Origin of the sequence: Stenotrophomonas maltophilia, from assembly GCF_002799155.1 — a bacterium.
GTDB lineage: Bacteria > Pseudomonadota > Gammaproteobacteria > Xanthomonadales > Xanthomonadaceae > Stenotrophomonas > Stenotrophomonas maltophilia_R.
The window spans coordinates 2,004,571-2,024,131 of record NZ_NERD01000002.1 but is presented as its reverse complement, the minus strand read 5'-3'; the positions used below and the strand labels follow the sequence as shown (position 1 = coordinate 2,024,131).

Below are 19,561 nucleotides of genomic sequence, written 5' to 3'. Positions count from 1 at the left end.
GACCGTTGGTCCGCACTCCTCCCGGGGGTCAGCTCCTTTCCAACGCAAAGGGATCTGACCCCGGTTGCCCGGCCATCACGGCCGCAGCAACACCTTGCCGTTGCGGCCCGATCCGGCACCAGCCTTCACCGCCTGGGCGATGTCGTCCAGTGCAAAGACCTGCTCCACCGGCAGTGTCAGTTCACCACCGGCCGCACGCTTGAGCAGCTCGCCGACCAGCCGGCGCTTGTCCTCCACCGCCATCGCCTGGCTGACCTTGCTGCCCCAGAAGCCTTTCACCGTGGCTTCCTTGTAGATCAGGCCGCCGGCGGGAATGCGCATCGGCTCGCCGCTCATCACCCCGAACGACACCAGGGTGCCGTGGTGACCGAGCAGGTCGACCAGATCACCACTGGCATCACCGCCGATCGAATCCACTGCGGCCGCCGCCTGCGCTTCGCCAGTGGCGGCGCGCACGCGATCCTTCCAGCCGTCCACCGAGGTATCGAACACGTGATCGATGCCCAGTGCCTGCAGCTGCGCGACGGCATCGGCGTTGCGCACCAAGTTGGCCACGTGCACGCCGCGCGCCCGCGCCAGCATCGCCAGCGACTTGCCGACGGCACCGTTGGCGGTGTTCTGCACGATCCACTGGCCCGCTTCGACACGCAGGAACTCCAGCAGCATCAACGCGCTCAGCGGCATCGCGATCAGCTGTGCGGCCATTTCGTCGGGGATCGCCTCCGGCATCGGAATCACCATGCGTGCCGGTGCAATGAACGCTTCGGCCCAGGTGCCATGCACCGAGGCGGCGGCCACCCGCTGGCCAACCTGCAGGCCGTCGACGCCGTCGCCGAGTGCATCGACCACGCCCAGTGCTTCACTGCCACCGATCGCCGGCAGCGTCGGCTTGTAGCCATACAGCCCGCGCACGGTCAGCAGATCGTGGTTGTGGATCGAGGCCAGCACGGTGCGGATGCGCACCTCACCGGGGCCGGGCTCGGGCAGGGCGGCATCGGCAATCGCAAGGACGTCGGCCGGGTTGCCGAAGGAGGAGTACTGGGCAGCGCGCATGGGCGGTGTTCCGATGAAAGTTGAAGTTGTATCGAACTGGGGACGCAGGGGATGTCGACAAGGCGTCGCCGCTGCAACACGGCATCCTGCGACGGATCGTCGCGGCATGTCGTGATTACCGCATCTTGTGTTGACGACTCGGAACATCCCCACTATGTTGTGGCCGTCACTCCCGGTCAGCCGCCGCCGCCGGACATGCAGCAAACGTCCCGCGGCCCGCCCCTGAAGGCTTGCCGTGTCGACGCGGCCGCCATCGTGCGGACACAGGTCGCCCCCACGGCCCGGATACCGGCCGCAGGCGCAGGCGCATGCCGACGACCTGATGTTCCCGCGCTTTGGCATCCCACCCCGATCGCCCCGTGCGCCGGTATCGCGTGCAGGGCTGCCACGGCATCGACGCCACCGTGCGTGCGAGCCTGGAGACGCAGGACCATGACCGACAACACCTACCGCGCGGCCGATCTGGCCGGCGCCGGCGACGCTTTGCTCGCTGGTGGCGAGCGCGTGCCGACCTGGATCACCAAGGAAGCCGGCAACCGCCGCCTGCCGTTCGACGCCGAGCGCCTGCAGCGCAGCATCGATGCGGTGCATGCCGAGTTCCCGCAGCTGGATGTGAGCGACTACCGCCGCGTGGTGCAGGCGATGGTCGAGCGCAAGCCGAGCATCAGCGCCGACGATCTGGTCGATCTGCTGATCCGTGAGGCCGAATCACGCGTGGACCTGGTCGCGCCGGAGTGGGAGCAGTTTGCCGCGCGCATCTACCTGCGCCGCCTGTACAAGCGTGCCAGCCGCAACCGTTTCTACGATGTGAGCCTGAAGTACGGCTCCTACGTGGGCCTGCAGGAAAGCCTGGCTGACCGCGGCATCTACAGCAACGACATCCTGCGCTGCTATTCCAAGGAAGAGCTGCAGCAGGCCGGTGAGATGATTGATCCGGATCGCGACCGCCTGTTCGCCTACAACGGCCTGTACCTGCTGGCCACGCGCTACCTGGCCAGCGACCGCAGCCGCGAGGTCTACGAACTGCCGCAGGAGCGCTGGCTGACCATCGCGCTGTACCTGATGCAGGAGGAAAAGCCGCGCGAGCGGCGCATGCAGCTGGTCGGCGAAGCCTACTGGGCGCTGTCCAACCTGTACATGACCGTGGCCACGCCCACCCTGGCCAATGCGGGCAAGGTCGGCGGCCAGTTGTCCAGCTGCTTCATCGACACGGTGGATGACAGCCTGCAGGGTATCTACGACTCCAATACCGATATCGCCCGCGTGTCCAAGCACGGCGGCGGCGTCGGGGCCTACCTCGGTTACGTGCGCAGCAGCGGCGCGCCGATCCGTGGCGTGCCCAATTCCTCCGGTGGCGTGGTGCCGTGGATCAAGCAGCTCAACAACACCGCGGTATCGGTCGACCAGCTCGGCCAGCGCAAGGGCGCGGTGGCGGTGTACCTGGACATCTGGCATCGCGACATCGAGGCCTTCATGGACCTGCGCCTCAACAACGGTGACCAGCGCCTGCGCGCGCACGATGTGTTCACCTCGGTGTGCGTGCCGGACCTGTTCATGGAAGCGGTCGAGCGCCGTGCCGACTGGTACCTGTTCGATCCGCACGAGGTGAAGCAGGCCAAGGGCTGGTACCTGCAGGACTTCTACGACGAGAAGCGTGGTTCGGGCAGTTTCCGCGACCGCTATGCCGAGCTGGTGGCCGACGAGCGCATCAGCCGACGCACGGTGAAGGCCATCGATCTGTTCAAGCGGATCATGCTCAGCCAGCTGGAGACCGGCAACCCGTTCCTGTTCTACCGCGACGAGGTCAACCGGCGGAACCCGAACAAGCACGCGGGCATGATCTATTCCAGCAACCTGTGCACCGAGATCCTGCAGAACATGAGCCCGACGCGGATGATCCAGGAGATCGTCAGCGGCGACCAGATCGTTACTACGCGCCGCGCCGGTGACTTCGTGGTCTGCAACCTGTCCTCGATCAATCTCGGCCGGGCGATCAGTGCACCGGATGACCTGCTGGCCACCGACGTGCTGGAGCGCCTGATCCCGATCCAGGTGCGCATGCTCGACAACGTGATCGACCTCAATGCACTGCCGGTGCCGCAGGCCACGATCACCAACCGCAAGTACCGCGCCATCGGCCTGGGCACCTTCGGCTGGCACCACCTGCTGGCGCAGCAGGCGATCCAGTGGGAATCGCCGGATGCCGAACAGCTGGCCGACCGCCTGTACGAGCGCATCAATTTCCTGACCATCCAGGCCAGCGCGCAGCTGGCGAAGGAGAAAGGGAGCTACCCGATGTTCGCCGGCAGCGATTGGCACAGCGGGCGCTACTTCAGTGATCGCGACTACAGCGGCGCGGCCTGGGAGAGCCTGGCCCGCGAGGTCGCCACGCACGGCCTGCGCAACGGTTGGCTGCTGGCGGTCGCGCCGAACATGAGCACCGCGCAGATTGCCGGTTCCACTGCCTCGATCGACCCGATCTACAGCGCGTTCTACTACGAGGAAAAGAAGGACTTCCGGCGGCCGGTGGCAGCACCGGGGCTGTCGCTGGAAACCTGGCCGTACTACGAGAAGGGCGCCTACAAGGTCGACCAGTTCGCCAGCGTGCGCCAGAACGCCCGCCGCCAGCGCCATGTCGACCAGTCGATCAGCTTCAACCTGTACGTGCCCAGCACCATCCGCGCCAGCACGTTGCTGGAGCTGCACCTGAGTGCCTGGCGCGAGGGCCTGAAGACCACCTACTACGTGCGCTCCAACGACATCGACATCAGCGAATGCGAGTGGTGCTCCAGCTGACCTCCGCTGACCCACGGTAGTGCCGGCCGCTGGCCGGCAACACGATAGAAAGAGAACGAAGGCAGAAACCCATGGCAACCCCCCTCGACCGCATCAAGATCCTCGAACCGCGCCATCCCAACCGCAGCACCGGCATCATCAACGGCCGCACCAGCGGCATCCTCAACTGGAACGACATCCCATACCCGTCGTTCTATCGGGCCTACAAGGAGCTGTCGACCAACTTCTGGATTCCCGACGAGGTCGACATGAAGCTTGATGCCCGCCAGTACGGCGAGCTCAACGCGCGCGAAAAGAACGCGTACGACTCGATCATCGGCCTGCTCGCCACGCTCGATTCGCCGCAGACGCGGTTCATCTACAACGTGGCGGAGTACATCACCGACCCGGCCGCGCATGCCAACGCGGCGATCATCGGCCAGCAGGAAGTGATCCACAACGAAAGCTACAGCTACGTGCTGGCCTCGATCACCGACCTGCCGAACCAGAACCGGGTGTTTGAACTGGCGCGTACCCATCCGACCATCATCAAGCGCAACGCACCGATCATGGGCGCGTATGACGACTTCATGCGCGAGAAGACCGCCGAGACCCTGCTGAAGTCGCTTATCCAGTCCTCGATCCTGGAGGGCATCAACTTCTATTCCGGGTTTGCGTACTTCTACAACATGGTGCGGCAGAACCGCATGACCGGCACCGGCAAGATCATCAGCTTCATCAACCGCGACGAGCTGGCCCATACCAAGTTCATCAGCGAGCTGATCCGCGCCATCATCGGCGAGAACCCGGAACTGCAGACCAACGAGCTGACCGCCTATGTGCACCAGGCGTTCGAGCACGCCATCGAACTGGAGACCGAGTGGTCATCGGAAGTGCTGGACGGCATCGACGGCATCGATGTGGAGGAAATGACACGCTACGTGAAGTACCGCGCCAACAAGATGGCCGGCATGCTCGGCATCGAGCGCCTGTACAGCGACACCACCGACAACGTGATGCCGTGGATCAAGGCCTACGCCGACAACTTCACCGAGACCAAGACCGACTTCTTCGAGATGCGCAATGCAAGTTACAAGAAGACCAACGTCGACAACGGCTTCGACGACCTCTGAGCCCGGCGCGGCGCTGAGCATCCTGCTGGTGGTGGCCTCGCTGAGTGGCAACACCCGCGAGCTCGGCCGGCAGATTGCCGAGCGTTGCCGCGCTGCGGGGCATGCCGTGCACTGGCAGGAGGCCGACGACCTGCGCCAGGCACCGCCGCTGGCGGCCGATGAGGCCGACCTGGTGCTGCTGGGCTGCTGGACCGACAACGCCGGCCGCACGCCGGCAGAAATGAAGGCGTGGGTGGCCGGCATCGCCGAGCGTGGCGAGCGGCCACGGCAGCTGGCGGTGTTCGGAACCGGCGAGACGCAGTGGGGGCAGGAGTACTACTGCGGTGCCGTGCACCGCCTGATCCGCTACTTCCGCAGCGACTACCCGCCGCTGGAGATCGAACAGATGCCGCACGGCGAACGCCATGCCGCGGCCATCGAGGCCTGGACCGATGCGGTCCTGGCCCATTACTGGAGCAACACCGATGCAGATCATCGACGCCACCACGCCTGAGCAGTTCCAGCAGTTGCTGGCCGAACACCCGAGGGTGCTGGTGGACTTCCACAAGGACCAGTGCCCGGGGTGCCGGATGCTGGAGATGTCGCTGCACCGTGTGGCCAACAGCGTGGCGGGGCAGGGCACCACGTTGCTGCGCGTGCAGCTGGAGGTGCTGGGCGAGGCGTTCTTCAGGGAACTGGGGCTGCGGCAGACGCCGACGCTGTCGCTGTTCCGTGACGGCGACGAACGCACGCGCCTGGCCGGGTTCCAGTCGCCGCAGCAGATCGAGGCCGCGATCGCGTTGCATCTGTAGCGTGGAGATGGCGGGGTCGGATCCCTTGCCAGAGGCAAGGGCTCTGACCTCACACCGCGTAAAGGCATCCACGCATGGCGTGGATCTACTGGGGCAGGACCGATCCCGGCATTGGCGTCACCCGCCGGTGAAGGTGTCGACCAGCAGCTTCACGTTCAGCACCACGATCACCAGTGCGATTGCCCACGCGATGCCGCCCAGCCAGCGTGGCGCCACCAGCGCGCCCATCGTCACCTTGTCAGTCACGATCCGCACCAGCGGGATGATCGCGAACGGCAGCTGCATCGACAGCACCACCTGGCTCAGCACCAGCAGCTTCACTGCGCCCTGATCGCCGAACAGCATGATCACCACCACCACCGGAATGATCGCCAGTGCGCGGGTGGCAAGACGCCGCAGCCACGGCGGCAGGCGCAGGTGCAGGAAGCCTTCCATCACGATCTGGCCGGCCAGCGTCGCGGTCACTGTCGAATTCAGGCCGGATGCCAGCAGGGCAATCGCAAACAGCGTGGCCGCTGCACCCACGCCCAGCATCGGCGCCAGCAGTTGATGTGCCTGCTCGATGTCTTCCACGTCGAACCGGCCATTGGCATGGAAGACCGCCGCCGCCAGGATCAGGATGCTGGCGTTGATGAACAACGCCAGGGTCAGCGCTATGGTGCTGTCAGTGACCGCCCAGCGCAGCGCACTGCGACGGCCTTCGTCGGTACGCGGATAGGCGCGGGTCTGCACGATCGACGAGTGCAGGTACAGGTTGTGCGGCATCACCGTGGCGCCAATGATGCCGATCGCGATGTACAGCGCTTGCGGATCGGTCACCACCTGTGCGCGCGGAATGAACCCGCCCAGCACCGCCATCACCGGTGGTGCGGCCATCGCGATCTGCACCACGAAGCAGGCGAAGATCACCATCAGCAGCGCGATCACGAAGGCTTCCAGCGCACGGAAGCCGCGGTTCATCAGCAGCAGTACCAGCAGCGTGTCCAGTGCGGTGATCACCGCACCCCACAGCAGCGGCAGGTCGAACAGCAGCTTCAGCGCGATGGCAGTGCCGATCACCTCGGCCAGGTCGCAGGCGATGATCGCGGCCTCGCACAACGCCCACAGCGCCAGGTTCACCGGCTTCGGGTAACGCGCGCGGCAGGCCTGGGCCAGGTCCATGCCGGTGGCGATGCCGAGCCGGGCCGACAGCGCCTGCAGGATCACCGCCATCAGGTTGGAAATGAGGATGACCGACAGCAGCAGGTAGCCGAAGCGCGAACCGCCGGCGAGGTCGGTTGCCCAGTTGCCCGGGTCCATGTAGCCGACCGAGATCATGTAGCCCGGGCCGAGGAAGGCCAGCAGGCGGAACCACCAGTGGCCCTTGTCGGGCACCGCCACCGAGGCGTTGAGCGCGCCCAGGCTGGCCGGAGCAGAGGCCGAAGGGTTGCCGGGCGCCAGAGTGTTCATGGACTCGAATATAGCCCCTGCTATAGTCATTAGCAACGTGAAACAATCGTCTTTATCGCGTTACTGGTCCAGAATTCAGGTTCAACACCGGAGCACACCGGAAGGACAGGCGCAGGCGTGGGCAAGACCGACGATTCGACATCGCTGAAAAGCACCCCCTTGATCGAGGCCGAGCGCCAGGTCGAGAGCTTCCGGCAGGTGCGCGAGGCGCACCGGATGGAGCTGGTGGAGGACTATGTCGAGCTGATCTCGGACCTGCTGGCCGATGGCGGCGAGGCCCGCCAGGTCGACATCGCCACCCGCCTGGGCGTGGCCCAGCCCACCGTGGCGAAGATGCTGCGGCGGCTGGCCCGTGATGGTTGGGTGGTGCAAAGGCCGTATCGCGGCGTGTTCCTCACTCCCGAAGGCGAGGCGCTGGCCCATGCCAGCCGCCAGCGCCACCAGACCGTGGAGCGTTTCCTGCTGGCGCTGGGCGTTGACCCGGATACCGCACGGCGTGATGCCGAAGGTATCGAGCATCACGTGAGCGAGCAGACGTTGGCGTTGTTCGAAGCGTTCGTGCGCAAGGCCGAGGGCGGGGCGCCGTAGCGGTAGCGCCGGGCCATGCCCGGCGCTACCGTGATTGGATGCCGGCGTTGGGACAATGGGCCTGCTGCTGCGCGCACGCCCGTTTCGTCCATTCCTTCAATACAGGTTGCAGTCCTTCGTAGCGCCGGCCTTGCCAGCCATTGGCCAGCACTGCACCGTCGGCATCGATCAGCACCAGGTTCGGTGGTCCCAAACCGGCCAGGGCCTGCAGTGCAGGCATGCGCGCGGCGCGGCGCGGGTCCAGCACGGGCCACGGCATGTCCTGCGCGTGCATGTAGCGGCGCAGCGCAGCCTCGCTCTCATCGAGGCTGACATACACCACTTCGGTGTCGGCGCCGGCCTCGCGCAGCGCGTCGCGCACGCTGCGCAGTGTGGGTACGAAGGCATGGCACGGCGCGCACCAGTCGGCACCGAAGTACAGCGCCACCAGTTTCGGTGGCGGCGACCACTGCATCGGCCGCAGCGAGCGCTGCTCGGGCCGCATCAGCGAGGCGGAAACCTGCGCATGCAGGTCCGCGCCCGTCGCCGGTGCAGCCAGCAGCAAGGCACACGTCAGCAACAGCGTTCGCAGGGCCTCAGAACGCATAGCGCAGGTTTACGTACCACGAGCGCGCGAAACGCGGCCCGTAGACATAGTCGCTGTCACGCAGCGCGCCCACTTCCAGGTCCTTCTGGCGCTGGTCGAACACGTTCTTGACGCCTGCGGCCACCGATACTTCCTGGTGTGCCTGCGCGCCCAGGTGACGGTGCCAACGCGCACCGAGGTCGGTCACCAGGAATGAACGCGTGCGGTGCAGTTCGCCCAGCCGGTTGTTCAGCACCGACATCGGTCCGGTGTGGCGCAGCGCCACGAAAGTTTCCCACGGCTCGGCCGGCATCCAGCTGAGCTGGGCCAGGCCGGTCCAGCGTGGCGTCTTCAGGTAGTCGCGGCTTTCGATGACCGTGTCGCCACCGTCGCCGGTGTCGTCGAAGATGCGTTGCGGTTCGCGGAAGCGCGAGCGGTACCAGGAGGCACCGGCGGTCAGGCGCCACTGTGGCGACGGCTGCCAGCCGAGGTTGGTCTCTGCGCCCAGCACATTCGAGCCGGAGGCGTTGTAGCGCAGCTGGCTGAGCTGGCCGTCATCACCGCGCTGGATCTCGCCCAGCGCGAAGGTATCGCGGATGCGCGCATACGAGGCGGTGGCATCCCAGCTCCAGACCGGATTGGCCGGGTCCGAACGCCAGTCGAAGCCGAACAGGGTGGTCAATGCGCGCTCTTCCTTCAGGCCGTCGGCGTTTCGCACGCGCACCTGTTCGCCACCCAAGGTATCGACATGCACGTCCTCAACGAAGATCTCCGGGGCGCGGAAGCCGGTGGCGATGCCCGCGCGCCACTTCAGGTTCGGGGTGGCCTGCCAGGCCAGCGCGATGCGCGGCGAGAACACCGCGTTGTCCAGCTCCGAGCTCTTGTCCACGCGTGCGCCCAGCACCAGGTCGACGTCGTCGCGCAGGCTCCATTCGTCCTGGATGAAGGCGCCCAGGTTGTGGAAGGTTGCATCCTCCAGCACGGCAAGACGCTGGCCGTCACCGGTGCGGTTGTCGTCGCGCAGCGCCTCGTGCTTGTACTGCACGCCGAAGGCCAGCGCGTGCGCGCCCAGCCGCCAGTTCAACTGGCTGTCGATGTAGTGCAGCGGGTTGTGGGTACGGCCGTACTGGCGCCACGAGCGCGAGGCCGCGCTGCCAGCCACGTTGGGGTCCAGCTGCGAAGGGTCATAGCCAGGGGCAGAGGGATCGGTGACCACGTCACCCAGGCCACCATAGAAGCTGTCACGGTCGATGTCGGCGAAGGCATAGGCCAGGCGGAAGTCGACGTCGGCATTGATCTCCTGGTCCCACGACACGCTGCCGCGCCGGTACTTCGTATCCAGCGATTCGGCGATGTTGGCCAGGTACTCGGGCTGATCCAGGCGGTTGCCGCCGCGGCGGGTTTCATCGGTCACCTGCAGGTCCAGGCGCAGCCGCGTGCCCGGCGTGGGCGCGTACCAGGCCTGCAGCCCGCCGACCTTGAGGTTCTTGCGGGTGATTTCGGTGTAGCCGTCACCGTTGTAGTCGATGCCGCTGTTCCAGTTGCGCTGGGCAATCACCGACAGCCCGGCATCGGCGTCCTTCGCCACCAGGTCCAGGCGCACGTCGGCATTCTTCTGCGGTGTGCCCTTCAGCACGTCCACGCCGGCCTGCACATGGCCACCGCTGCGCGCCGGCAGCGGGGGAATCAGGTTGATCACACCGGCCACCGCACCCGGCCCATAGAGTGCCGAGCCGCCGCCCTTGACCACTTCGATGCGGTCGACGAAGCCGGCCGGAATCTGTTCCAGGCCGTACACGCTGCCCAGCGTGGACAGCAGCGGAATGCCATCGAACAGCAGCTGGTTGTAGGCGCCCGGCAGGCCCAGCAGCTGCACCTCGCTGGTGTTGCAGTTCTGGCAGTTGCTCTCCACGCGCAGGCCGTTGATCAGCTCGGCGGCACGCGAGAAGTCGGTGGCCGCACGCAACGCGATGTCTTCCTTGCGCAGCACCTCGGTGCGGATCGGCACGTCCGACAGCAGGCGTTCGCTGCGGGTGGCGGTGCTGACTTTCACCTGCACCCTGTCCAGTTCGGTGGGTTTCGGCGCGGCCGCCAATGCGGGCAGTGGCAGGGTGAGGGCAATGGCGGCAGCCAGTGGCAGGCGGCGAATGAGGGAAACGGGCATGAGGCGTCGTCCTTGGGGAGGGAGGGCGGCGAGGGCGACCTGGCTGGTGCATATGAAAGCAGTGGCTTATGAATATAGCAAGGGCTATATAACGAAGCTGCAGCAATTTGGTGAGGAGCACCATCCAGGCGGATCATGCGAGTGTTATAACATTACATAAGGCAGCCGCAACCCTGCCGGTGGTCATGCACGGAGGATGGCGTTGCCGTGTGGTGCAGGGGGACGGGGTCAGGGCCCTTTCCTTTGGAAAGGGATCCGACCCTGGAGCGGATCGTCAGCCGCGGCGGAATGCGGCGGGAGTGCGCGCGCCGACGATGATCATGCGGATCATCGTGGAGATCTGCTCGACCAGCTCCGGATCCTTCTCAGGCGGCAGGTCCATGGCAGTGGCGCCCATCGCGAACACCAGCCGGGTGATGGCCTTGGCCACCAGTTCCGGGGCATGCAGCACGGCGCCATCCAGCGCGGCCAGGCGCACGAGGTCGTGCTGCAGCTCTTCCTCGAAATAGTGCAGCTCGCGTTCGACCGCGTGCTTGAAGTCGTCCGAGCCGACCGCGCCCTCGCGCAGCAGCACGTGCAGCAGCTTGTCGTCGGCGCGCAACTGTTCCATGAAGGTCTCCACCGAGACCCGCACGACGCTGCTGGCGGTAGAGGTGGCGCGCTGGCGGGCCTCGCCGATGATGGTGCGCAGCGAGCGGCCGGCGGCATCGATCAGCGCCACGGCCAGTTCGTCCATGTCGCGGAACTGCCGGTAGAAGCTGTTCGGCGCGATGCCGGCCTCACGTGCCACTTCGCGCAGGCTGAGCGTGGACAGGCTGCGGTGCGGCCCGATCAGTTTCAGGGCGGCGGCCAGCAGATCCTCGCGGCTCACCGTACGGCGGGCCGGGCTGTTGGCATCTTCGGGCGTCGACAAGGCGGTGGCGGCGGCCATGGGGGTTCCGGTGGGGCCAGGCTGAATCATACCCAATCCGGTTCAATATACACATGTATACACAGGTGTATGTGCGCCCGTATAGTTCGCCCATGAGCGCTGTCGTCCGTCCGTCCCTGTTCTCTCCGTACCGCTGGGTCTCGCCGTCGCTGTTCGATTTCTGGGCGGGCCAGCTCAATCCCCTGTGGACCCTGCATGAGCCGGTGGCCCGCCTGGTCCGGCGTGAGCCGGCCGGCGACGTCGCGTCGACCCTGGTCCTGCGCACCAACCGGCACTGGGCCGGCATGCGCGCCGGCCAGCACGTCACCCTGGGTGTAGAGATTGAAGGACGCCTGTGGCAGCGCAGCTACAGCCCCACCGCGTTGGGGCGGCGCGAGCTGGCGCTCACCGTCAAGGCGGTCGATGGCGGCCGGGTCAGCCAGCATCTGGTCCACCATGCGCAGCCGGGCGAGTTGTTCCGCCTGGGGGCTGCGTTCGGTGAATTCCAGTTGCCGGCGGCGGCGCCGGCGCTGTTGTTGGCCGCCGGCAGTGGCATCACGCCGATGCGCAGCCTGCTGCGCGAGGCTTGCCAGCGCCCGCTGGCCGCGCCCGTGGATCTTTTCTACTGGGAGCGCAGTTCCGCCCACCTGCAGTTCCGTGATGAACTGCAGGCGCTGGCCGCGAGCCAGCCGAACCTGCGCGTGCACCTGTTGACCACCCGCGAAGGCGATGTACCCGCCGCACGCATCGATACCCACGACCTGCAGGTAACCGGCGATGACACGCCGCTGGCGCAGCGCCATGTACTGGCCTGTGGCCCGAATGGATTCGTTGCCGCTGCGCGCGAACGCCTGGCGCACCAGGTCGCGGGTTTCCAGGCAGAAGCGTTCACTCCGCCAGCGCCCCTGAACGACGCCAGCAGCGAAGGCGAGGTGGTGCTGACGTTGGCCCGCAGTGGCCGCCAGCTGAGCGTGCCGCGCGGCAGCTCGTTGCTGGAAAGCCTGGAAGCCCATGGCATCAAGCCCAGGCACGGCTGCCGCATGGGCATCTGCAACACCTGCAGCTGTGACCGCGTCAGTGGCGCCACCCGCCACCTGCGCACCGGCGCCCTGCAATCCGGATCGGCGCAGCCGGTGCGGATCTGCGTGAGCGCACCGACCACCGACCTGACCCTGGATCTCTGAGGACGCCTGCCATGACCCGCGCTACCGACCGTGCCCTGAGTACTGCCGAGATGCATGCCTTCGGTGAGGAACTCGACGCGATCCGCGACCGTGTGATCGGCAGCCTCGGTGCCTCCGATACCCGTTACATCCGCCGCGTGGCCGCCGCCGTGCGCTGGTTCGGCGTGGGTGGCCGTGGCCTGTTGTTCCTGGCGGCGTTCTCGCCACTGTTCTGGATGCCGCTGCTGTGGCCGGCCGCGATCACCGGCACGCTGCTGCTGGCGCTGTCGAAGATCCTGGAGAACATGGAGCTGGGCCACAACGTGATGCACGGCCAGTTCGACTGGACCGGCGACCCCAAGCTCAACGGCAACACCTACGAGTGGGACATCGTTGCCACTGCCGACAACTGGCGCAAGACCCACAATTTCCGCCACCACACCTACACCAACGTGCGTGGCATGGACGATGACATCGGCTACGGCCTGCTGCGGATCTTCCCGGAACAGCGCTGGAAGCCGTTCTACCTGCTGCAGCCGATCATCGCGCCGATCTTCGCACTGCTGTTCCAGTGGGGCGTGGCTGCGCAGGACCTGCGCCTGGGCCGCTGGCTGAAGGGCCGCATGAGTGCGCGTGCGATGTGGCTGCAGACCCGCCCGGTGGCGCGCAAGATGCTGCGCCAGGTGCTGAAGGACTACGTGTTCTTCCCGCTGCTGGCCGGCCCGTTCTTCCTCACCGTGATGCTGGGCAACCTGGTGGCCAATGGCCTGCGCAACATCTGGACCTACGTGATCATCTTCTGCGGCCACTTCACCGCCGAATCGGAGACCTTCCCGAAGGAGTGCCTGCGCAATGAATCGCGTGGACACTGGTACCTGCGCCAGCTGCGCGGTTCGTCCAACATCAGTGGTGGCTTCCTGATCAACGTGCTGTCGGGCAACCTCAGCCACCAGATCGAGCACCACTTCTACCCGGACCTGCCGGCCAACCGCTATGCGGCCATTGCCAAGGAAGTGAAGGACATCTGCCGCCGCTACGGCCAGCACTACAACAACGGGTCGCTGCCGCGCCAGTTCGGCCAGGTGGTCTGGCGCATCCTGCGCCACGCGTTCCCGAGCAAGCCACGCCGCCTGCCGATGTCGGACATCATGTCCGCACCGGCATCGGCCAACGCGGGCTGATCGGCTCAGCCCGCTTTCGCCAGGGCCGCTTGATCGCGGTCCAGGCGTCGCAGGAACACCTGCATTTCCTTGCGTGCCTGCTGGTCGCCCTTGCTGCCGGCCACGCTCAGGCCGCGTTGCCAGGCCTCGCGTGCCGCCTGCGGTTGGCCACTGGCCAGCCAGGCTTTGCCCAGCAGCTTCCACGCCGCCGAGTACTGCGGATCAAGCACCACGCAGCGGCCCAGATGGGTGGCCGCGCGCACCGGGTTGCCGGCATCCAGCCAGCCCTTGCCCAGGCCGAAGCGCAGCAGCGCGCCGTCCTTGCCGCTGGCAAGCATGCATTCCAGAGCCTCGATGTTCATCCGCGCACCTCCACAAGCAGCTCGGCCGGGCCGGGCTGGAAGCGGCCACGATGGAACAGCAGCGGCGCGCCGCCGTTCTCGTTGACCTCGATGATGCGGCCGGCCAGCAACAGGTGATCGCCCACCGGCCACTGCGCGTGGCGGGTGCAGGTGAGATGGGCCACCGCACCGGCAATGCGCGGCGGTGCCTCTTCGTCGTCGTCCAGCAGTGGCAGGTCGTCGAAGCGGTTGCGTACCTGCGGATCGGCGAAGCGCCGTGCCAGCCCCTCCTGATCGGCTGCCAGCACGCTGATCGCAAAGCGGGTGGCACGCTGGAAGGTGGACAGGCTCTGTGCATGCAACGCCAGGTTCCACAGCACCAGTGGCGGCTGCAGCGACACCGGTACGAACGAATTGATGGTCAGGCCGACCGGCTTTCCCTGCGCATCGCGTGCGCAGACGATGGCCACGCCGGTAGGGAAATGGCCGAGCAACCGCCGCAAGGCACGCGGCGGCATCTCGACCGACGGCACCGGGGCCGGGGCAGGGAATACCCCCGCCCACGGCCCGGCGTACGGCAGTGTCTCACCGCTCATGAGGCCCGGGCCTGGCGGTAGCGCCGGCCGACCTCGGCCCAGTTGATGATGTTGAAGAACGCACCGATGTAGTCCGGGCGACGGTTCTGGTAGTGCAGGTAGTAGGCGTGCTCCCAGACGTCCAGTGCGAGGATCGGGGTATTGCCGGACAGGCCGACGGCTGCACCCATCAGCGGGCTGTCCTGGTTGGCACTGCTTTCGACCTGCAGGCGGCCAGCGCGATCACTGGTCAGCCAGGCCCAGCCGCTGCCGAAGCGGGTCTGTGCGGCCTTGGTGAAGGCGTCCTTGAAGGCATCGAAGCTGCCGAGGTCGCGGTCGATGGCGGCGGCCAGCTCATCATCGGGCGTGCCGCCGTTGGCGCCGAGCACGGTCCAGAACAGGCTGTGGTTGGCGTGGCCACCGCCGTTGTTGCGGACTGCGCCACGCTGCGCCTCGGGCACGGCATCGAGGTTGGCGATCAGCGCCTCGACCGGTTGCGCAGCCAGGCCGGCCTGCTCGATGGCGGCATTGAGGTTGTTGACGTAGGTCTGGTGGTGCTTGCTGTGGTGGATTTCCATCGTGCGCGCATCGAAGTGCGGCTCGAGGGCGTCATAGGCGTAAGGGAGCGGGGGAAGCGAGTAAGGCATCGAAGCAATCTCCGTGGGGAAGGCCAGCGGGCTGGCCGTGGGGAGATTGTTATCGCACCTCAACATTGGTTGAGGTCAAGGGGCGGGATTGAAATGCTTGCGCGTTCGTCGCCTTGATTCTTCCTGGCAGGCAGGGGCTGATGGGCCAGCGCAGGACACGCCGTTAACCCCGCTCCGCGGTCCGGCCCAGCCGCTGGCGGCTGTGCGTTCGGGCGCTTGCGAAGCAGTGCTTCGCAAGCAAAGCGCCCTCACCCATGGGGGCTCGATGGCGCCATCCATGGCGCCAACGGTCCTGCGCTGACCCATCAGCCCCTGCAGGACAGCTCCCTGCGCTGGCGCGGAGACGGAGTCAAAGGCAGGAGCAGAAGCGACGTGGTAGTGCCGGCCGCTGGCCGGCAATCAGCGAAGGTCGGGTTGCCGGCCAGCGGCCGGCACTACCAGAACCCGCTTTTCGAACCTCACCGGCGCGTTGATGCGCTGCCCGCGCTCGCAGGAAACTGTCAGGAGGGGGCGGGGGCCGCTGGACAGGACCGTTGGCGCCAAGGATGGCGCCATCGAGCACCATGGAGGGGCTTTTGCGTGTCCTGGCCAGCGGCCCCCGCCCCCTCCCACACGGATCAACAAAAGCGCCGGCAGGCGAACCAGCCGCCAGCGCTTTCATCAACTCAGCTCAACCAGTCCTTGCAGGCACCATCCACCTGTTCACCGCATGCCTGCTGCATCCGCTGCTGCAGTCGTGCCAGTGTCTCTGCGCCCCGGTGCTTGCTGCTCCACGCCTTCAGCTGCCCGGCCAGGCGCTCGAAACGCTGGCGGGTACGCTGGTGATAGCCCGACGGTTGTGCCTCAAGCTCGGCAATCAACGAGGCGGTGGCCTGCTCGATGCGCGGTGCATCGTCCGGCGCCAGCTTGAGCAGGCCTTCCACGTAGAGCACGCCCCACTGCACGCGGGTGGCCGGGCCCTGCGCGCCATCGTAGGCGCGCTTCAGCCACGCCAGCGCACCGGCGGTGTCGCCGCGCTGCTCGGCCAGTTCGGCCAGTTCGGGCATGTAGTAGTACGGCTGTTCGCTGCGCTTCAGCTCGGCCAGCAACAGCGCCTCTGCCCCCGTGTCGTCGCCGACCTCGCGCAGGGCATAGACCGCACTGCTGATGGTGGCCTGGCGTGCATGCGCATCGGTGGCGGCGGCATCGGCAGCGGCCACGAGCTGCTTCACCCGTTCCACCAGCGCGGCCGGCAACACGCCCTTTGGCTGCTGCTGGCGGGCCAGCGATACTTCGGTCAACGCACGCGACAACGCATCGTCGGCGCGGTCGCCGCGTTCGGCATCGGCGCGCTCCAGTGCGACCAGCAGCTGCTGGCCCAGTGTATTGGACGTGGCCGGGCCTGCGCTGGCCTGCTTCACGAGTTTGGCGCCGGCATAGCCCAGCAGCTCGCGGTTGCGACGGACCTCCGCAGGTTGCGCCAGCACGGCCTGCAGCAGTTCGCGCACTTCGGTGGGCGAGGCATCGGGCTTTTCGGCTGTAGCCAGGGCAAGAAGGGCGAAACGGCGCTGCAGGGCGGCGCCGGGTGCGGCCTTGGACAGCTGGCGCAGCACGTCCTGGCTGTTGCGCTCGCCGGCCAGGCGATTGGCGTCGACCTCCCAGCCGTAATCGCCCAGCACCTGCCAATCTTCGGTGGCCAGTGAGCCCGGTGTAGCCAATGCGGTAGCCAGGGTGGCAGCAACAGCACTGCGGCGGCCTGCAGCCACGGTCAGGGCCCGGGTCAGTTCGGCGGCGTCATTGCCACCGGCCACGCGGGTGATTTCGTTGCGCTGCGGGTCCAGCACGATCAGCGTCGGGTAGCCGCGCACGCCGAAGCGCTCGCCCCAGGCCTGCGCGCCTTCCTCGTCGCCATCCAGGTAGACCGGCACGAACTTGCTGGTCAGCGCGATGAACGCCGGGTCCTTGAACAGGCCGGCCTTGAGCTGGTTGCACGGTGGGCACCAGACGGCGCCCCAGTACAGCAGCACCGGCTTGCCGCTGTCGGCGGCCTCGGCGAAGGCATCATCGACGTCGCCCTGGCGCCAGGCGATTCCCTTGGCCGGTGCGGGCGCCTCGGCGGAGTTGGCGGTGGAAACCGGGGCCGGGGTGCAGGCGCTCAGCGCCGAAGCCAGCAGCAACACGGAAAGCGCGACGCGCATCGGCAGCATCTCGAAGGGCGGGGTGACAGGCCATTGTAGGAACGGCCGGCGCAGGCGCTGATTCAGTTTGCTTATGACGGGCGTGCTGCAGGGCATGACGGCCGGCGCGCATTGCAGGGCAGTTGCCTTCAGGCCGTTGCCCGCACCATCTGCTGATACACCAGACCATTGAACTCGCCTACATCACCATCCAGCACGAAGCCATAGCGGAGGTAGGTCGGCACTGCATTGAGGGATGCGCGCACGGTCAGCACCGGTTCGCGCACCTGCGGCAGCACCGCCTCGAACAGCGCATGGCCGATGCCCTGGCCCTGGCAGGCGGGATCGACGAACAGCATCGCCAGATGCCGGCCTTCCTTCAGTTCGATCACGCCGACGATGAGGCCGTCCTGCTCGGCCACCAGGATGTGGTTGTCACCCTGCAGGCGCACAGCGAACGCATCCGCTGCAGCGACACTGCCGAACGTGGCAATGCCGGCAGCGCCGAGCGTCGGCGCCACTGCCTCGTTGAACGCGGCCAGGCACAGCGTACTGATCGCAGGCAGGTCATCGGCATGAGCGGGACGGATCTTCGGCATGCAGCGTTCTTCCTGTGGTGTGTGGCGTGTCATCGTCGCCAGGTACCTGCACGCTAAGCTGGCGGCATGAGTGAATTCAATCCCGCCTACGCTTCGTTGTTTCCGCAACAAGGACTGAGCCTGGGCCTGATGACGCCCGTTGCGGCGCATGGGCTGGCCGATCCGCGCGAGGCGCGGCGCATTGCACGGCTGGCCGATGACCTGGGCTTTGCCGCGTTGTGGACGCGCGACGTGCCGTTGATGGTACCGCAGGGCCCGGATGCGACAGCGAGCGCACTGGATGACCCGTTCCTGTGGCTGGGCATGCTGGCCGCCGCGACCGAGCGCATCGTGGTCGGCAGCGCGGCCATTGTGCTGCCGCTGCGGCAACCGCTGCAGGTGGCGAAGTCGGCCTTGAGCCTGGACCGGATCAGTGACGGGCGCTTCGTACTGGGCCTGGGTTCGGGTGACCGCCCGGAGGAGTTCGCGGCGTTCGGCGAGGATCTGGAGGGGAGGGCGGCCACGTTCCGCGAGCGCTGGTCGCTGCTGCGCGCCGCACTGTCACCCGATGCCGGGGAACGGGCGACAGTGCTGCAGGCGACCGGTGGCTTTGATGTGCTGCCGGCGCCGGCCACGCGCATCCCGATGCTGGTTGTGGGTACCGCGCGGCAGAGCCTGCAGTGGATCGCGCGCGAAGCCGAGGGCTGGGCCACGTATCACCGCGAGGAGGCCGCACAGGAAGGGCGCATCGGCCTGTGGCAGCAGGCGCTGGGGCAGCGCAGTGGGCCAGGCAAGCCGTTCGTGCAGTCGATGCTGCTGGACCTGCAGGCGGATCCGCAGGCGCCAGCCGAGCCGTTGCCGCTGGGCCTGAAGGTCGGCCGCGACGGTCTGCGCGCCTATCTGATGCGCGTGCATGCGCAGGGCGTGGCGCATGTGATGTTCAACCTGGTCGACACCGGGCGGCCGATGGACGCGGTGCTGCGCGAGATCGGGGAGCAGGTGCTGCCGCATATGCTCCGGTAGGTGTCCACCTTGGTGGCCCGGCGCTACCCGGCGCTACCCGGCGGTGTCCGGAACGTTCGCATCTGCGTATCATTCGCATTTGATATCCCGATGCCGGAGCCCCGCGTGACCCAACGTTCCCCCATGCACCCGACCGGACGCCTGTTCGCGGCGGTCGCTTTCATCGAGGCCGTGACCTGGGCCGGCCTGCTCATCGGCATGTGGATGAAGTACGGCCCCATGGCCAACGTGGCGTTGGTGAAGCTGTTCGGCCCGCTGCACGGCGTGGCGTTCCTGGTCTATGTGGCGGTCACCCTGTTCGCGGCGGTGCGTCTGCGCTGGCCGTGGTGGGCGAGCGCGCTGGCCCTGCTGGCGGCCATCCCGCCGCTGGTGACGCTGCCGCTGGAATGGTGGTTCAAGCGCCGCGGCCTGCTGGGCCTGCGTGCAATGCGCTGAACCCACTGTTGCACGCCCATTCAAGAGAATGGGTATCAAATGCAAATACGAGCCG

General features: G+C 66.9%; 19 protein-coding genes. 9 read left to right on the top strand and 10 right to left on the bottom strand.

Features of this window, described 5'->3' with window-relative positions:
• Window positions 1–75: 75 nt before the first annotated feature.
• Window positions 76–1,053 (bottom strand): zinc-binding dehydrogenase, encoded by a 978-nt coding sequence (locus B9Y82_RS09955; protein WP_100472943.1) that lies wholly within the window; start codon window positions 1,051–1,053, stop codon window positions 76–78.
• Between the two features lie 432 nt (window positions 1,054–1,485).
• Here B9Y82_RS09955 and B9Y82_RS09950 point away from each other — a divergent pair, with 432 nt between their 5' ends.
• The 4 genes from B9Y82_RS09950 to B9Y82_RS09935 all read left to right on the top strand — a co-directional run bounded on the left by B9Y82_RS09950 (window position 1,486) and on the right by B9Y82_RS09935 (window position 5,752).
• The gene (locus B9Y82_RS09950) at window positions 1,486–3,849 is read left to right on the top strand and encodes a ribonucleoside-diphosphate reductase subunit alpha (RefSeq protein ID WP_100472940.1); all 2,364 of its coding nucleotides are present in this window, start codon (window positions 1,486–1,488) and stop codon (window positions 3,847–3,849) included.
• A gap of 71 nt (window positions 3,850–3,920) precedes the next feature.
• Window positions 3,921–4,961, top strand: a complete 1,041-nt coding sequence (locus tag B9Y82_RS09945) for a ribonucleotide-diphosphate reductase subunit beta (RefSeq protein ID WP_100472937.1) — start codon at window positions 3,921–3,923, stop codon at window positions 4,959–4,961.
• Window positions 4,962–4,986: 25 nt separating this feature from the next.
• Window positions 4,987–5,454 carry a flavodoxin gene (locus B9Y82_RS09940; RefSeq protein WP_083797426.1) on the top strand — a complete coding sequence of 156 codons (468 nt, stop codon included), beginning with the start codon at window positions 4,987–4,989 and terminating at the stop codon, window positions 5,452–5,454.
• The gene (locus B9Y82_RS09935) at window positions 5,426–5,752 is read left to right on the top strand and encodes a thioredoxin family protein (protein ID WP_005409967.1); all 327 of its coding nucleotides are present in this window, start codon (window positions 5,426–5,428) and stop codon (window positions 5,750–5,752) included. The genes B9Y82_RS09940 and B9Y82_RS09935 overlap by 29 nt, the downstream gene beginning before the upstream one ends.
• A 117-nt stretch (window positions 5,753–5,869) precedes the next feature.
• On the opposite strand, the gene B9Y82_RS09930 is transcribed toward B9Y82_RS09935, so the two are convergent.
• Window positions 5,870–7,201: an Nramp family divalent metal transporter gene (locus B9Y82_RS09930; protein ID WP_100472934.1), complete on the bottom strand. Its 1,332-nt coding sequence runs from the start codon at window positions 7,199–7,201 to the stop codon at window positions 5,870–5,872.
• A 117-nt stretch (window positions 7,202–7,318) separates the two neighbouring features.
• Between B9Y82_RS09930 and mntR the strand changes: the two genes are divergently transcribed.
• Complete coding sequence (gene mntR, locus B9Y82_RS09925; RefSeq protein WP_014037494.1) at window positions 7,319–7,789, top strand: manganese-binding transcriptional regulator MntR; 471 nt, start codon at window positions 7,319–7,321, stop codon at window positions 7,787–7,789.
• A gap of 25 nt (window positions 7,790–7,814) precedes the next feature.
• Here the strand turns inward: mntR and B9Y82_RS09920 are convergent, their stop codons facing one another.
• From B9Y82_RS09920 to fabR, 3 genes are all read right to left on the bottom strand, one after another.
• Entirely contained in the window at window positions 7,815–8,375 is a 561-nt protein-coding gene (locus B9Y82_RS09920) for a thioredoxin-like domain-containing protein (protein WP_100472931.1), read from the bottom strand.
• The gene (locus tag B9Y82_RS09915) at window positions 8,365–10,518 is read right to left on the bottom strand and encodes a TonB-dependent receptor plug domain-containing protein (protein WP_100472928.1); all 2,154 of its coding nucleotides are present in this window, start codon (window positions 10,516–10,518) and stop codon (window positions 8,365–8,367) included. The genes B9Y82_RS09920 and B9Y82_RS09915 overlap by 11 nt, the downstream gene beginning before the upstream one ends.
• 274 nt (window positions 10,519–10,792) lie before the next feature.
• Entirely contained in the window at window positions 10,793–11,449 is a 657-nt protein-coding gene (gene fabR / locus B9Y82_RS09910) for an HTH-type transcriptional repressor FabR (RefSeq protein ID WP_100472925.1), read from the bottom strand.
• 92 nt (window positions 11,450–11,541) lie between these two features.
• On the opposite strand from fabR, the gene B9Y82_RS09905 reads away from it, so the two are divergent.
• Both B9Y82_RS09905 and B9Y82_RS09900 read left to right on the top strand, forming a co-directional pair.
• Window positions 11,542–12,612: a ferredoxin reductase gene (locus B9Y82_RS09905; protein ID WP_202908123.1), complete on the top strand. Its 1,071-nt coding sequence runs from the start codon at window positions 11,542–11,544 to the stop codon at window positions 12,610–12,612.
• An 11-nt stretch (window positions 12,613–12,623) separates the two neighbouring features.
• The gene (locus tag B9Y82_RS09900) at window positions 12,624–13,772 is read left to right on the top strand and encodes a fatty acid desaturase family protein (protein ID WP_075677930.1); all 1,149 of its coding nucleotides are present in this window, start codon (window positions 12,624–12,626) and stop codon (window positions 13,770–13,772) included.
• A 5-nt stretch (window positions 13,773–13,777) separates the two neighbouring features.
• Here the strand turns inward: B9Y82_RS09900 and B9Y82_RS09895 are convergent, their stop codons facing one another.
• The 5 genes from B9Y82_RS09895 to B9Y82_RS09875 all read right to left on the bottom strand — a co-directional run bounded on the left by B9Y82_RS09895 (window position 13,778) and on the right by B9Y82_RS09875 (window position 18,069).
• Complete coding sequence (locus B9Y82_RS09895; RefSeq protein WP_100472919.1) at window positions 13,778–14,113, bottom strand: tetratricopeptide repeat protein; 336 nt, start codon at window positions 14,111–14,113, stop codon at window positions 13,778–13,780.
• Window positions 14,110–14,688, bottom strand: a complete 579-nt coding sequence (locus tag B9Y82_RS09890) for a flavin reductase family protein (protein WP_100472917.1) — start codon at window positions 14,686–14,688, stop codon at window positions 14,110–14,112. The genes B9Y82_RS09895 and B9Y82_RS09890 overlap by 4 nt, the downstream gene beginning before the upstream one ends.
• Window positions 14,685–15,314 carry a superoxide dismutase gene (locus B9Y82_RS09885; RefSeq protein WP_100472914.1) on the bottom strand — a complete coding sequence of 210 codons (630 nt, stop codon included), beginning with the start codon at window positions 15,312–15,314 and terminating at the stop codon, window positions 14,685–14,687. Before B9Y82_RS09885 ends, B9Y82_RS09890 begins: the two co-directional genes overlap by 4 nt.
• Window positions 15,315–15,979: 665 nt before the next feature.
• On the bottom strand, window positions 15,980–17,500 hold the full coding sequence (locus tag B9Y82_RS09880) for a thioredoxin family protein (protein ID WP_100472911.1): 1,521 nt from the start codon (window positions 17,498–17,500) through the stop codon (window positions 15,980–15,982).
• Window positions 17,501–17,619: 119 nt separating this feature from the next.
• The gene (locus B9Y82_RS09875) at window positions 17,620–18,069 is read right to left on the bottom strand and encodes a GNAT family N-acetyltransferase (RefSeq protein WP_100472908.1); all 450 of its coding nucleotides are present in this window, start codon (window positions 18,067–18,069) and stop codon (window positions 17,620–17,622) included.
• 66 nt (window positions 18,070–18,135) lie between these two features.
• Here B9Y82_RS09875 and B9Y82_RS09870 point away from each other — a divergent pair, with 66 nt between their 5' ends.
• Both B9Y82_RS09870 and B9Y82_RS09865 read left to right on the top strand, forming a co-directional pair.
• A complete protein-coding gene (locus tag B9Y82_RS09870) occupies window positions 18,136–19,071 on the top strand; it encodes a TIGR03571 family LLM class oxidoreductase (RefSeq protein WP_100472905.1) in 936 nt (311 codons plus the stop codon).
• A 123-nt stretch (window positions 19,072–19,194) separates the two neighbouring features.
• Entirely contained in the window at window positions 19,195–19,506 is a 312-nt protein-coding gene (locus B9Y82_RS09865; protein ID WP_032129991.1) for a DUF3817 domain-containing protein, read from the top strand.
• Window positions 19,507–19,561: the final 55 nt, after the last annotated feature.

Coding starts and splice junctions, on each gene's coding strand:
- B9Y82_RS09955 (WP_100472943.1), bottom strand. CDS start 1,053: ATGCGCGCTGCCCAGTACTCCTCCTTCGGCAACCCGGCCGACGTCCTT.
- B9Y82_RS09950 (WP_100472940.1), top strand. CDS start 1,486: ATGACCGACAACACCTACCGCGCGGCCGATCTGGCCGGCGCCGGCGAC.
- B9Y82_RS09945 (WP_100472937.1), top strand. CDS start 3,921: ATGGCAACCCCCCTCGACCGCATCAAGATCCTCGAACCGCGCCATCCC.
- B9Y82_RS09935 (WP_005409967.1), top strand. CDS start 5,426: ATGCAGATCATCGACGCCACCACGCCTGAGCAGTTCCAGCAGTTGCTG.
- B9Y82_RS09930 (WP_100472934.1), bottom strand. CDS start 7,201: ATGAACACTCTGGCGCCCGGCAACCCTTCGGCCTCTGCTCCGGCCAGC.
- B9Y82_RS09920 (WP_100472931.1), bottom strand. CDS start 8,375: ATGCGTTCTGAGGCCCTGCGAACGCTGTTGCTGACGTGTGCCTTGCTG.
- B9Y82_RS09915 (WP_100472928.1), bottom strand. CDS start 10,518: ATGCCCGTTTCCCTCATTCGCCGCCTGCCACTGGCTGCCGCCATTGCC.
- fabR (WP_100472925.1), bottom strand. CDS start 11,449: ATGGCCGCCGCCACCGCCTTGTCGACGCCCGAAGATGCCAACAGCCCG.
- B9Y82_RS09905 (WP_202908123.1), top strand. CDS start 11,542: ATGAGCGCTGTCGTCCGTCCGTCCCTGTTCTCTCCGTACCGCTGGGTC.
- B9Y82_RS09900 (WP_075677930.1), top strand. CDS start 12,624: ATGACCCGCGCTACCGACCGTGCCCTGAGTACTGCCGAGATGCATGCC.
- B9Y82_RS09895 (WP_100472919.1), bottom strand. CDS start 14,113: ATGAACATCGAGGCTCTGGAATGCATGCTTGCCAGCGGCAAGGACGGC.
- B9Y82_RS09890 (WP_100472917.1), bottom strand. CDS start 14,688: ATGAGCGGTGAGACACTGCCGTACGCCGGGCCGTGGGCGGGGGTATTC.
- B9Y82_RS09885 (WP_100472914.1), bottom strand. CDS start 15,314: ATGCCTTACTCGCTTCCCCCGCTCCCTTACGCCTATGACGCCCTCGAG.
- B9Y82_RS09880 (WP_100472911.1), bottom strand. CDS start 17,500: ATGCTGCCGATGCGCGTCGCGCTTTCCGTGTTGCTGCTGGCTTCGGCG.
- B9Y82_RS09875 (WP_100472908.1), bottom strand. CDS start 18,069: ATGCCGAAGATCCGTCCCGCTCATGCCGATGACCTGCCTGCGATCAGT.
- B9Y82_RS09870 (WP_100472905.1), top strand. CDS start 18,136: ATGAGTGAATTCAATCCCGCCTACGCTTCGTTGTTTCCGCAACAAGGA.
- B9Y82_RS09865 (WP_032129991.1), top strand. CDS start 19,195: ATGCACCCGACCGGACGCCTGTTCGCGGCGGTCGCTTTCATCGAGGCC.